The 13,156-nt window shown below is 55.6% G+C and carries 11 protein-coding genes; 5 read left to right on the forward strand and 6 right to left on the reverse strand.

What is annotated here, in order from left to right:
• A partial coding sequence (locus tag ACN08Y_RS07960) for a putative quinol monooxygenase (protein ID WP_419112428.1) occupies positions 1 to 177 on the reverse strand: 177 nt, incomplete at its 3' end.
• Between the two features lie 197 nt (positions 178 to 374).
• Here ACN08Y_RS07960 and ACN08Y_RS07965 point away from each other — a divergent pair.
• The 3 genes from ACN08Y_RS07965 (at position 375) to ACN08Y_RS07975 (ending at position 2,276) form a co-directional block, all read left to right on the forward strand.
• Positions 375 to 590: a helix-turn-helix transcriptional regulator gene (locus ACN08Y_RS07965; RefSeq protein WP_419100330.1), complete on the forward strand. Its 216-nt coding sequence runs from the start codon at positions 375 to 377 to the stop codon at positions 588 to 590.
• A gap of 2 nt (positions 591 to 592) precedes the next feature.
• Complete coding sequence (locus ACN08Y_RS07970) at positions 593 to 1,081, forward strand: hypothetical protein (protein WP_419112340.1); 489 nt, start codon at positions 593 to 595, stop codon at positions 1,079 to 1,081.
• A gap of 133 nt (positions 1,082 to 1,214) precedes the next feature.
• Positions 1,215 to 2,276 carry a zinc-dependent alcohol dehydrogenase family protein gene (locus ACN08Y_RS07975; RefSeq protein WP_419100325.1) on the forward strand — a complete coding sequence of 354 codons (1,062 nt, stop codon included), beginning with the start codon at positions 1,215 to 1,217 and terminating at the stop codon, positions 2,274 to 2,276.
• Between the two features lie 82 nt (positions 2,277 to 2,358).
• On the opposite strand, the gene ACN08Y_RS07980 is transcribed toward ACN08Y_RS07975, so the two are convergent.
• From ACN08Y_RS07980 to ACN08Y_RS08000, 5 genes are read right to left on the reverse strand one after another with little or no spacing between them, the layout of a single operon-like run.
• Positions 2,359 to 3,219: an anchored repeat-type ABC transporter permease subunit gene (locus ACN08Y_RS07980; RefSeq protein ID WP_419112341.1), complete on the reverse strand. Its 861-nt coding sequence runs from the start codon at positions 3,217 to 3,219 to the stop codon at positions 2,359 to 2,361.
• Positions 3,216 to 3,938 carry an anchored repeat-type ABC transporter ATP-binding subunit gene (locus ACN08Y_RS07985; RefSeq protein ID WP_419100323.1) on the reverse strand — a complete coding sequence of 241 codons (723 nt, stop codon included), beginning with the start codon at positions 3,936 to 3,938 and terminating at the stop codon, positions 3,216 to 3,218. Before ACN08Y_RS07985 ends, ACN08Y_RS07980 begins: the two co-directional genes overlap by 4 nt.
• Positions 3,935 to 4,948 (reverse strand): choice-of-anchor M domain-containing protein, encoded by a 1,014-nt coding sequence (locus ACN08Y_RS07990; protein ID WP_419112342.1) that lies wholly within the window; start codon positions 4,946 to 4,948, stop codon positions 3,935 to 3,937. The genes ACN08Y_RS07985 and ACN08Y_RS07990 overlap by 4 nt, the downstream gene beginning before the upstream one ends.
• Positions 4,949 to 4,991: 43 nt before the next feature.
• Positions 4,992 to 6,569: an anchored repeat ABC transporter, substrate-binding protein gene (locus ACN08Y_RS07995; RefSeq protein WP_419112343.1), complete on the reverse strand. Its 1,578-nt coding sequence runs from the start codon at positions 6,567 to 6,569 to the stop codon at positions 4,992 to 4,994.
• Positions 6,562 to 8,712: a TIGR03773 family transporter-associated surface protein gene (locus ACN08Y_RS08000; protein WP_419112345.1), complete on the reverse strand. Its 2,151-nt coding sequence runs from the start codon at positions 8,710 to 8,712 to the stop codon at positions 6,562 to 6,564. The genes ACN08Y_RS07995 and ACN08Y_RS08000 overlap by 8 nt, the downstream gene beginning before the upstream one ends.
• Positions 8,713 to 8,869: 157 nt before the next feature.
• Between ACN08Y_RS08000 and ACN08Y_RS08005 the strand changes: the two genes are divergently transcribed.
• Positions 8,870 to 11,647: a choice-of-anchor M domain-containing protein gene (locus ACN08Y_RS08005; RefSeq protein ID WP_419112346.1), complete on the forward strand. Its 2,778-nt coding sequence runs from the start codon at positions 8,870 to 8,872 to the stop codon at positions 11,645 to 11,647.
• A gap of 187 nt (positions 11,648 to 11,834) precedes the next feature.
• Positions 11,835 to 13,070 (forward strand): NRAMP family divalent metal transporter, encoded by a 1,236-nt coding sequence (locus tag ACN08Y_RS08010; protein WP_419112347.1) that lies wholly within the window; start codon positions 11,835 to 11,837, stop codon positions 13,068 to 13,070.
• Positions 13,071 to 13,156 lie beyond the last annotated feature (86 nt).

The raw sequence follows: 13,156 nt of genomic DNA on the forward strand, positions 1-13,156 counted from the left end.
GTCGTCCTTGAAGGCTTCGACCAGGACTACCTCGTTGGGGTTCTCAACGCTCAGGGACCATTCGTACCACTTGTTGCCCGGCTCTGCGCGGGTGGCCAGGGTGAAGTCGCGGGCGGCTTCTAGGAATTCTTCACGCTTGCCGTCTTTAACCTGGAATTTAACCACAATAAAAATCATGCTCGGCTGTCCTTTGCTTGATGGTGTCTTGCACCTTTAACCCTAGATCTACTGGGTATCTGGCTCAAGCCTTAAGTCGGGGGTGTGGGGAAAGGCTACAGGCGCTGAGGGAGCCCGCCACCTCTCAGTCAAAGATAGTTGTTCTTATGTAAAGAATAGTTTACATTTAAGGAGAGGCCTCAACCCGAAAGAACACTATGACACCACAACCAAGCACCAACCTGGTGCGAAAGTACCGGCGGTGGAAGGAACTATCGCAGGCAGAACTTGCCCAACGGGCAGGGGTGTCCCGCCAGACCATCGCCAATATTGAAAAGGGCAACTATGCTCCCTCGGTCTACCTGGCCCTGATGATCTCAAAGATTCTGGGCAGGTCGGTGGAGGACATCTTTGACCCCCGAGAAGGTGACTAAACATGAGTATCAACCAGAGAATCTTGGACCGCTATGACGCATCTATGGATGATGAATTTGAGCGGCAGGCCCTCTATAGGGCTATCGCAATTTCCTATGCCTGGGTCATCAACTTAATGTTTGGGGCTTGCGCAGTTCTGGCCTGGGTCTTGCCCGGTTGGTATGCCATGTGGGCTGTGCTCCCCATGGGGGTGCTTATCTTCTCAATGACGATCAGAGACTTCTGGCTACGTCAGCACGCTCCCAGGCCTCGAATTACCCCATACTCAAAAGTTGGGTTGGTGTTCGCCCTTGTGGTTTCCATGCTCATGATGAGCGGAATCTACCGCAACATTCTGGGGCTTGTAGACCCCGATATGTCACGCGGAATGATTGTTGGTGGTGTAGTGGGCGCCATAGGGAGTCTCTTTGTACTGCGTGATATTTCTACCAAGCAGCGCCAACGGGACCGCCAGCGCCTGGATGCCCAACTGGAGGAAGAAGGTAATTAGGGGGTGCGCTCAGGCGCTCTCTTAGGGTGGAACTAGCCTTAATATAAAAAATTTTTGATGTGTAGCCATACCAATGCCCTTACAATGGTGATTGGGAGCACATCCCTGCTTCCTTTTGTCCCAAGGAGAACCCATGAAAGCCCTCGTCTACCACGGCCCCGGCAAGCGCAGCTGGGAAGAAGTACCCGACCCCACCATCATTGAACCTACTGACGTCATCGCACGAGTAGATACCACCACCATCTGCGGAACCGACCTGCACATTCTCAAAGGCGACGTACCCGCCGTCGAGCCCGGTCGAATCCTAGGCCACGAAGCTGTAGGAACCATCACCGAGGTCGGCTCCGCCGTCACAGAGCTCAAAGTCGGGGACCGCGTCATCATCCCCGCCGTCACCAACTGCGGCAAGTGCTCCTACTGCAAGAAGGGCCAGTACTCCCACTGCCAGACCGTGGGCGGTATCGGCTGGATCTTTGGGCACCTGATCGATGGCACTCAGGCTGAGTATGTCCGCGTACCCTACGCAGAGACCTCCCTCTACCGGGTTCCCGAAGGCCTGGCCGATGACCAAGTACTCTTCCTGACCGATGCCCTGCCCACCGGTTTTGAAATTGGAATCCTCAACGGCAACACCAAGCCCGGTGACACCGTGGCTGTTGTTGGTGCTGGTCCCGTTGGTCTGGGCGCGATCATGACCGCTAACCTGGCCGGTGCCGGTACCGTTATTACCGTGGACATGGATGAAAACCGTATGGACACCGCCCTAGAACTGGGGGCAACCCATAAGGTTAATGCTTCAGAGCCCGATGCTGTCGAAAAAATCAAGGCTCTATCCCCAGATGGCCTAGGCGTGGACGTTGCTGTTGAAGCCGTGGGTGTACCCGCAACCTTTAAAACCTGCACCGAAATCGTACGGCCCTACGGCACAATCGCTAACGCCGGCGTCCACGGTAAGGCTGTGGAACTACCCATCCAGGACATGTGGATCTCCAACGTCTGCATCAACATGGGCCTGGTTAACTGCAATACCGTGGAAAACCTGCTCAACATGGTGCGCTCAGGTCGCCTGAACGCTAAGGCTATGGCCACCCATTACTTCACCTTTGACCAGTTCGAAGAAGCCTACGACCTCTTTGCTCATGCCGCAGAGAACAAGGCCGTCAAGGTTGTCATCTCCCGTGAAGCCTTGAAATAACAGTTCACCGGGTGTCTGTAGCTCATGGCTACCCCGCGGAGAAAGCGGGGTAGCCATCTCCATACCGGTCACAGGCTAAGGGTCAGCCCGTCATGAGCGCTGGCCCTTTTAGTTTTCCTCTCAAGGCGCTGACAGCAGAGCTCACCAAAAACCCTGCAATCATGGTCAGTACAATCACGCCTCCGGTTGGCAGGTTAAAAGCCCAGGAGAAGTAAAGCCCGGTAGCTGATGTCAGCACGCCAAAGAGCGGCGCAAAAACCATCATGCGCCCCAGCGTTCGGCAGACCAGTCGAGCGCTGGCCGCAGGGATTACTAGCAGAGCTAGAACCAAGACATTGCCCAGGATCTGCAAGGAAATAACTACAGATACCGTTACCACCACATAGAGCAAGACATCGAGGGCCAGGACAGGCAGGCCTGCTGCCCGCGCGCTCTCCTTATCGAGAGATACCGTTACAATCTCCTGATGAAAAACACCTAAGACCAGTATGAGCGTAGCTGCAATACCGGCTGCTTGAGCAACATCTGACCCTGAAATGCCTACGATTGAACCAAAGAGAAAATCCTGAACCGATCCTGAATACCCCGGTGCCAGCGAAATAAGCGTGATACCTAAAGCAAATGAACCGGCAAAGAAGATACCGATGACCGAGTCCTCTTTAAGCTTTTGATTCTGGCTAAAAAGCGCGACCATTATTGCGGTAATAACCCCAGCTAGCAGGCCTCCCAGAGCTAAAGAGCCTCCCATCACAAAGGCAATAGCTAGGCCGGGAAAGACAGAGTGCGCCACTGCATCACCAATAAAAACCATGCCGCGCATGACCACATGGCAACCAACAATTCCGGTTACCACCGAGGCGATAACCACTGCGGCCAAGGCGCGAGTTAAAAAGGCTAAGTTTGGATTAAAAAGATCTTGGACAAACTCAAAGGGGCTAATCATGCTGGGCTCACTCTGTCGTGATGGAGGAAGGTATAGAGTTCTTCTACACTGTGCTGGGAGGCGGGAGCATCAAGAACGAGACACCGCTGAAGCCCAATAATGCGTGAGCAGTAGGCGCGGGCTGCCACCATGTCATGAGTGGACATGAGAATAGCCAACCCGCTGGCGGCTAGTTCTTGATAGAGACGGTTGAGACAGGTCTGGGTGGGGGCATCAATCCCTGTAAAAGGTTCATCCAGTAAAAGTAATTGCGGATCGGATGCTAACGCTCGTGCTAGCAGAACACGTTGCTTTTGCCCGCCTGAGAGTTCACCTATAACCCGGTTCCTCAAAGGAGTCAGTTCAGTCCGATCTAATGCCGAGTAGACAGCCCGCCAGTCAGATGTGCCTGCCCTACGGAACCAACCTATAGCTTTGGTGCGACCGCTGAGTACAGCTTGCTCAACGGTGATGGGGAAGTCCCACTGGAAGAGATGCTTTTGGGGCACATAACCAATCTGGGTGCGGGCTGTGATGGGGGGTTTCCCGAGTACCTGGATACTGCCACAGTGGATTGGTACCAAACCTAAAATTGAGCGCAGGAGGGTGGTCTTGCCCGCACCGTTAGCGCCGATAAGACCCACAAATTCACCGGCTTCCAGATCCAGGTTAAGACCTTCTAAGACCGGTTGCTGAGGGTAGCCTGCGGTGAGGTTGCGGATGGATAGAGGGAGAGTCATGATCGCTCCCCAGAGTTCTCACTGAGGGCCCTTGAACGGGCACCTACAGAGCGCCGGAGCAGGTAGAGTGAGCCAGCAAGCAGGAAGAGCACCAGCAGCCCTATGCCGGTAAGGAGCGCTGGGGAAAGAGCCTGCTGTGGGCTGACAGAGCTATCTTCTCTAGGGGTCTTACTAGCCTGAGCCGGTACAGTTGAGGGTGCTGCTAGGTTGGTGCCCGAATCTTTATGCTGGTCTTTTGTGCTGAGGGCTCTCGCCCCAGAGAATACCTGTTCTGTCTCTACCTCGGAGCCAATTGCAAAGAGTAGCTGGGCGGTATCGCTAACCTGCCTTCCATCTGATAGTTCAGCGTGCGCCCGCACCGTAAGGTAGTAGGCACCGGGGCGGGTAAAAACCCAATTGGCGTGAACATGAGTATTCGGTTCCACAAAAATATCTTGAGGTCCTGCACTGTTTGAGTCCCAGAGGACCTCGGGAGCGGCAAAATTACCGTTCTCAAGGTAGAGGAAAAAATCTCCAGGGCCCTCAACTTTTTCCAGGGTGAGGGTGACCCCGCGCCCAAGCTCTTCCACAACCTGCGGGTTCTGAGTATTCCAGCCGGGCCACACTACCCCAGCCGCTTCGGTTTGGGGGATGACGTAGACCTGCTCACCCGGTGGAGCATGGACAAAAGAATAGCGGGGATCATCGGGTACAGCCATGAGAGAAGTGTCATTGCCACGAAGCACCACCTCTGCCGGATCACGCCAGACAGGTGAGAGACCGGAATCATCGCGAAACATGAGTTCCCAAGAACCGTCAAATAAAGTAGGGCCTAAGTCGATATGACCTTCCGAAATTTCGTGTTGGCCTGTCACGGTGGGTTCATCGGACGAAAGGGTCTGTTCTAGTGCGCGCTCCTGTGCGCTCCTGTTATCTTCTGCGGCAAAGGAGGCTGACCCTAGAGGTGTGCCTGGCAGGAGGAGAAAAGTAGTAAGAGTGAGCGCTGTAGCGAGACGAGATATACGGTTCATAACTGTCCTCGGTAGGGGTGCAGGTGGGCTGGTGGTGCAAGGCTCAGGATCTAGCGGAGCACTGAGCAATTGTGTGTGCGTTTTTTAACATCATGTGGCTGTAGGTCGGGGCGGCAGAGTCTATGGTGTCGGAGTAGAGTTCACATACTTTTACCCCTAGCTCTTCACTGACCTGTTGGAGTACCGGCGTCCTTGTAAGGTTTTTGTGTTCTGTATAAAGGGCCGGTACTCCTAAGTCGGTGATAGTGCGGCGGAGACGTTCTCGTTGCTGGATACTGGGTTCTACCCCCGGGCCGGCAGAGACATACCCGGCTACGGTGAGGCCGTAGGTTGAGGCAAGATAACGGTAGCCGTCGTGGGTGGTCACCAAGTTAGTTTGGCTACTGTTAAGCCCTCCGTAGATTGCTGTGAGTTCCTGGTGGGTGGAGGAGAGCTCTTCGAGAAGAGCATGGGCATTAGCTCGGTAGGTGGAGGCACCGCTTGGATCTGCTGTGCTGAGGGTGTCTCGCATCAACTCAACAGCTGCCATGGCGTTAGGTACTGAATGCCAGATATGGGGGTCTATCTCACCGTGAACATGCTTGCCGAGTACAGCCTGGGCCAGCAGGTACACCTTGGTCCCCGGCTTGCCAAGAAAACGGTACTGGCTGCCAGCGGGTACTTCTTGCAAAGTGCGTGAAGGTACCGCGATAACAGTGGTTGCCGGATCATGGCTCTCTATCTGGCCATCTGAATCTGTGCGTATTGTTAGGGTTCCGGTGGCCAGATCAGCATTCAGGTCGGCATGGCCATTACTGAGTACGGTCACGGGGCTACCTGTCTGTTCTTGAAGCTGCTGAGCTAACTCCTGGGGATCAACCCCCACCGCAAAATGAATAGTGGTGGCAGGTACTTCTTTGAGGCCGGTGAGGCTTTCCCCCTGGGCTGTGTGGGCGCTGGCTTCAAGATCAAGCTCATATATACCAGGTTCTGCATATGACCATGACAGGTGGGTGTGGGCCTGCAAGGGGAGGGTGGTCTCCAACTGCTGGTTCTCGTCGGATGTCTCCATATGGGTTGAGTCTGCCACCATTTCTACCGACCCAAAGGTGCCGGTAATAAAAGCAGCTAACTGCCCGGGACCCTGAGCGCGACTTGCCCGGAAGGCGACAGACGCATCTCTTGCCAGGTCTAGATCCTTAGGTGATCCTGATGTGCGTAGCCCCAGCCAGATGGAATCCAGCGAAGCATCTTCTACCAGAGGCAGCAGGGTCCCACCGTAGCTTTCAATTTTTTCCGCTATAGCTACCGAAGTGGCTCCTGCAGGCAGGTTGGCATCTATAGTACGGACGAGTTTCTGCTGCTCAAGAAGCAGGCCATTGGTAAAAGCTACATCTGCGTAGGCTATATCGCGCACGTTCCTCAAGGAGGGCTCATAGGTATGGGGGTCAGCCCCCGCCGGAATCAGTGAAGTAACCTGGGCCCTATCGCCGGCCACGGCTCTAGCCAAGTCAGCCATAATGGGCGTTGAAGTTACTATATGGAACCCTTTTTGCTGCCCAGCATCCCCAGCGCTGCATCCTGCCACTAAGGGCAGGATGAGAGCTAGGATGCTAGCTACCACAGGGTAGGACCTATTCATGGGTGCTGACCCGGCGGGCTGAACGGCGTTTGATCAGCAGTAGCAAGGTGCCCAAGGTTACGGTTGTAAGCCCACCCGCCAGCAAGCTCTTGGCTGTGGAGCCGGTGTAGGCTAACTCCCCGCGGGCAGATTTTCGCTGTGCGCTCGCTAGCTGTTCGGCGCTTAGATCACAGTTTTCGCCCTGAGCGGTCTTGCCTACAATGCGTACCTTGGTTCCATCGGGGCGGGTGACGATATCTGCCTCATTCTTGATGGCCTCTGAGCTCTTATTCTGCTCTGTCTTCTGATCGGCTTGCTGCTCTGGTTTCTGATCTGCACTCTGTGAGGTATCACCTACTTCAAAGCGTAAGGTGCCGGAGGCTGTTGCCCTCTGCCCATTTTTGAGTGGTACTGACCAGGTGAGGGTGGCGGTATACACACCCTCTTCTGTAAAGATCCAGTTACCGTGCTGGTGGGTGTTGAGCGGCACCGAATATGTGTCCCCCACCTTGTTGAAGACGGTGGTTCCCGCGGCCCCGAAGTTGCCCGAGAGGAAGACTGATAGTTGTCCAGGTCCTTGGAGCTCACTGAGCTTTAGCTCCACGGGGCCGGCGGCCTGGGTGACGAGCTCAGGGTCTTGGGTGTTCCAACCTAGCCAGGGAACATGGGGTTCTTGGGTGGCACCGATTAGGTAAATTTCACTGCCTGCTGGGGCGATATGTTCCATCCCGGCAGGTAAGGAGGTCTTGGCATCTTGACCAAGGATAAAGGTCAGAGCGGCGGGTTCTTTCCAGCGGGCAGGGGAGGTGCGGTCATCTTTGACGCGGGCAGAGAGGCTACCTGACTTCAAGACCGGCCCAAAATCGAAATGCCCGCTTGAAACGCGGTCGGCCTTAGTGTTCACAGCTCGCATCACACTAAGAGCTGGCTTCTGGGGTGAGGTAGAAGAGGCCCTAGCTTGTGCAGAGGTTGGCCTACCCTTGGATGCTACTGCTGTATGAACCTGCTCCTCAGTGGCATAGCACTGGGGCGCGATCGTGGCCTGTTGCCTGTCAGCTCTAGTTCCTTGCTCCTGAGCGCTTGGCTGGGAATGGGATGTTTGTGCAGGGGAGGGCTGGGCGGCCGGGTTGGCCTGCTGGGAGACTGTAGCTTCTTCGTCAACGTGCTCTTGGGTTTGGGGTACCGGGTGGGGTGCCGGGGGATCGGCAAGATCCTTCTCCATGCTTTGTGGGCTGGCTGCCGGGAGCCTGCTAGCTTCTTTCTGGCCAGCGGTGGTGCTTGCTTGCTCACCAGCTTCAGGCTGAGGTGGAGCGGCGGCAGCTACAGGGGGTTCAACTGCAGCGGGTTCAGCTACCTGCTTGGTGGGCTCTGGGGTTGCTGGCTGTGAGGGGTCAGGTTTTCTTGGAGTGCTGTGGTCCTTGGCATCTTCCCCTTCGGGATTTGCTGAAAGTTCTCCTACGACAAAGGTGTATGTCTGTTCTGCAGAAACAGGGCTACCGTCTGGGTAGGAGCCACTGGCCCGGAAGGTTAGTTGGTAGGTTCCGGGGGCGGTAAAGGCCCAATTGGCATGAACATGGGAGCCGACAGCTTGCTGGTGGGCAGCTAGCCTCTGCTGGGAGCTAAATATTCGGGTGGTTCCAGTGAGTGATGACTGGAAGACCTCTACAGCACCATTTTCAGGGGTCCGCGCCTGGATAAGTTCAAGGTTGAGCTTATCCCCTGAGAGCTGCCCGGGGCGGATATCTTCAGTGTTCCACCCGGGCCAGAGGACACCTTTGACCTGGGTTTGGGGGGCTAGCCAGATAGTTTCACCCGGTTTTCCAAGAAAGTCGAACCCCTCAGGGATGGGTAGGCGCGTCTCTTCTCTATCTTCAAGGTTAAAAACTGTCCTTGCAGGGTCGAGCCTACTTCTGGGGGCCTGGGGGAGGTCTGCGTAGGTAAATATATCAAGGCCGTCCTGGCCTAGAGCTAGGGCCAGGGCATCCGTATGTTCAGTGTGCAGGACGGTCTTCGATGCTTGGTTTATGTCTTGTCCCTGGATGGAAGATGAGCTGTTGATTTCTAGGGGGGAAGGTTGATCCTGGGCAAGTGCTGGGGTGAGAGGGCTCAGGCTGAGGGCAAGAGCCAGGGCTGTTATAGAGAGGGGGCTTTGAGGGCGGTACATGGGTGTGCTTTCTATTTGCCTAAGTATGGGACGGATGGGTTCTGAGGGGAAATCATTTGATTTTTATCAGAAGTCAGTTTATCTTTAATGATAATCATTCTCAAATAAGGGTGGGTTGTTGATACACCCTCCCGGCAAGCGACACAGAAAATACACCGTGATAGTCAAGAAACATACACCTCGCAAGAGCCTTTCTAAGGCCCGTCTTCTGACCCTGTCCTCACTCGTGCTGGCCTCTCTTGTGGCAGGCTCGCTCCCGGCTACAGCCGGGCCTGATGACGGAAAAATTATTACAAGTCGGGCACACATTGATGCTCCCAAGACAGCCTGGATCGATAACCATTTTGTGCTCCGTAATGAAGCCCCTGCTCAAGGGGATAAAGAGGGCCCCTATAGCGCTGATGAAAGCATCATCTGGTTAGGCAAGGGCTGGTCAGAAATGACAGGTAGGAGCCAGTACACCTTTACCGTCGATGAATCGGCAGAGCAGAGCTTTTTGGGTAAGCCAGGCGATACTCTCTACATGGCACCGGGCCTGCCGGAGGGGAACCATGACCCTGCTTGGGTTGGTTTTGGTGCAGAGACTGATATCCCCGTAGAGGACTTTAGAGATGGAACTTTCGCCCTGGATATCATGGATGTTAACGGCCCGGGCGAAATGGAACTCTTCCGCTACCACCATCAGTGGGATCCATCTGCTCTCAGGCGTATGATGAGCTCCAAAACTCCCGGCCTTAATTCGTCCTTGCTTCGCCCCGGTAGCCATACCCACAACGCAACCACCTTTACGACCGCTGGTCGCTATGAGGTGACTTATCGGACCGTTGCCCGTGGCCTTGAGGGCCAGCTAATTCAATCAGAACCCACCAAAATTATTTGGCAGGTCGGAGGCCGATCCCCCCAGCCGGGAGATGGCATCCCCCAGGGTCTTAGCACTCTCGAACGCTACCAGCAGGCTCCAGAAGGCAAGCTGGCAGATATGGACTACAGGCTCAGCATTCGCCCCTACAGGGAAGGCCAACGCTCCGGCGATCAGAACCTCACCCATATTGCTTTTGAGGCTGATAACAGCTCTCTTGAAGGGACTTTAACGCTTTTTAACAACGGATACTTTTTGACGGATTTGCCGGTTTCGCAGGGTAGGGCCAGCTGGGATGAGCTTCTGGGGAGCACACCTGGGCAGCTACAGGCTGTCTTTACCCCAAGTAGTGAGCATGATCAGGCGGCGCGCTGGATCTCTCAGCCTCTTGACTATGCCCCCGGTGTAGAAGCCTCCAGAGATTCCTCGGAAGGAGAAGGGAGCTGGCCGCAAGAGCACAGGGACCCAGATAACTTCACGATGACCGGTGAACTTTACCGACCCAGTAGCGGGGACTTTACCCTTACCCTTGAGCCTACAGAGCGGGAGGGGTACAGCAAGCTGATAGTGCAAGCGAAAGACCCCAACTTCCGAGGCTTCCTAGCTGGTGGTTTTAAGGAGGCTGACAGCCAATACTATGACTCCACTTTTGAGGGGCATTTTGTCAACGGTATCGCTGAATACGTTTACCAAGATAGCTGGTTCTATGATGGGGAAAGTGTTATTGCTCAAATTATCCCCCACCCCGATATGCAGGCTCAAGCAGCAAGTATTCAGGTAACAGACTCCTATGCCCAGGGGAAGAGCTATCAGGCTCAAGGAAGTATTACCCTGCTTGATGAGCCAGACCCGGCACCCCCGGCTGACCCTGCCCCAGCTGATCCTGCCCCGGCTGACCCTGCGCCGGCTGATCCTGCCCCCGAGACCCCAGCTTCAGCCCCACAATGTTCCATAGAACCCTACAAGGGAAGGTACATCCTGACAGAGGGCCATGTAGATATTAAGGCTCAGCTCGGAGAGCAGGGACTCAAGACATTCTTAAAAGATGAAACCCGACAGATCTCCCGTCAGGCAACTGAGCGATCACTTGATGAGGTCGTCTTTGCCGTAGGTAACCAGGCAAGAAATCTACGTCAAGGACCGCTCACAGCCCCGGAGCTAGATTTTCTGGGTAAAGCTGGAGACTCCTTCTATGGCCTACCTCAAAATCAAGAGCCGGGCATCATCTGGCCAGGGTGGAATACACAAGATATTGACTACTCACGTCTTGAAGGCCCGGTTGAGCTACACCTGAACCCGGTTCACAAACCGGACGGTAGCAACTTCGCTATCTATCAAGAGTCCCCCTTTACCGGGGTGAACCTACTTGCGGATTCCCGTAAAGGTGATTATCTCATCCCGGTAGACTTCCCCACCCACGTACACGCTCACTGGGTGTTCACGGCCCCCGGCATCTATGAATTTGAGGCCTACTACAGTGCCAGAACCCTTGACGGTGAGCAGAAAGCATCCCAACCCCAAAAGCTTGTATTCCTTGTAGGGGATCAGGCTATTGAGGACTGCCAGCAGGATGGAAAGCCGGGCGAAACTGGCACGGACCCGGCTCCTTCTGAGGGAGCTACCGCACCAGCCCCGTCTCCAGATCCCTCAGCTCCGTCTCCTGACCCCTCAGCCCAAACCCCAGAGCAGGGAAGCGAAACCAAAACCCTGCAAGGCCCCGCGGACAAGGGGGAAGGCCCCAGCGGTAAAACCCAAGGAGCTAGCGGACCCGAAAGTCCCAGCCCCAAGGAGGAAAGTCACCATAAATTCCACCAGCTAGAGACCAGTGGCACTATGGATCAGCAACCAACCAGCACGTCCCCCGCAGCCCCAAGCGAACCCGGGAAGACACAGTTGCTGGCCCCTCATAAGGAGCAGGAACCGGCTCAGCAAGCTCAAGAAGGGGGAGCTCAGCTTCCACCATCCTTAGCATCCACAGGCGTATCAGCAGTGGGGCTCCTGGTGGGTCTTGCCGCCCTGGCCCTGCTCACAGGAGCAGTATGCCGAAGCTACCGCAAGGCTAAACCCTCAAGATAAAACCAGAGCATGTAGCCACCCCTGAGCAGGGGTGGCTACACGCTAAGAAACAGACCGCCCGGCAGCTCCGGGTCCACGCTTTCGCAGCTTTCTCCCACGCCAATAAGCAGTCATTCTGTAATCTATGTCTATAAACCGAGCACTCATGCCCTCCCTTACCGGGGCATGACAACCTCCAAGGAGAGACATGGCAGATGCACAAGCCCTGATCACTGACCAAGAGCAAGCCGCCAAGGGCCGCCGCACCGCCCTACTCGGCTCACTCTTTCTCATGGCCACCAGCGCCATCGGCCCCGGCTTCATCACCCAAACCGGGCAATTCACCTACACAATGGGCGCGGCTTTTGCCTTTGCCATCCTGATCTCAGTTCTGATCGATGTCGCCGTTCAGCTCAACGTCTGGCGCGTCATCGGTGTCTCCGGACGCAAAGCCCAAGAACTGGCTAACTCCCTGATCCCCGGCCTGGGCATCTTCCTAGCTATCCTGGTAGCCCTGGGTGGCTTCGTCTTTAACGTGGGCAACGTAGCAGGTGGCGGCCTGGGCATGAACTCCATGCTCGGCATGGACGCCACCACCGGCGGCATCCTCACCGCCGTCCTCGCTATCGGTGTCTTCCTCTCCAAGCGGGCAGGTATGGCCCTGGACCGTATCGTGGTTATTCTGGGTGCCATCATGATCCTGGCAACCCTCTACGTTGCCGCTGTCTCCAACCCGCCCGTAGGGGACGCCCTCAAAAACACCGTACTGCCCGAACAGGTTGACTTCACCGTTATCACCACCCTGGTCGGCGGCACCGTAGGCGGCTACATCACCTACGCTGGTGCCCACCGTATGTTGGAGGCCGGAATCCACGGCGCAGAACACGTCAAAGACATCTCCCGCTCATCGGTCACCGGCATCATCATCACCGGTGTGATGCGCTTCCTGCTCTTCCTCGCCATCCTGGGTGTCGTCGCCACCGGCGTTACTATGGACACCGAAAAATCTATTGCCGCCCAAGCCTTCGGCATTGCCGCCGGTCAAGTGGGTACCCGCATCTTCGGCCTAATTCTCTGGGGAGCCGCTATCTCATCGGTCATCGGTGCGGCCTTCACCTCCGTTTCCTTCGTGACCAGCTCTAAGACCTCCGTCACCGTCAAGAACGCGCTGACCATCGGTTTTATCGTTATTTCAACTGTCGTCTTTATCATTGCCGGTAAAGCACCCTCCACCCTGCTGATTGTGGCCGGTGCCGTCAACGGTCTGATTCTGCCCCTTGGTTTTGGTGTGATCCTCTTTGTGGCAACCTTCCGTGCCAAGACCCTGCTAGACGGCTACAAGTACCCCATCTGGCTGATTGTGATTGGCTGGGCCTCCTGGCTCCTGACCATCTACCTGGGCTTCAACTCACTCAGCGGTATCGCCAAGCTCTGGGCCGGCTAAAACCAACCCGCTCAAAAAGCACCGTGCCTGTCAGCGCTCAACTAGCCGACAGGCACGGTGCTTTTGTGTTAAAAAGGCTGATTGAG

The organism is Rothia sp. P5764 (assembly GCF_048512965.1).
In the GTDB taxonomy this organism is placed as follows: domain Bacteria; phylum Actinomycetota; class Actinomycetes; order Actinomycetales; family Micrococcaceae; genus Rothia.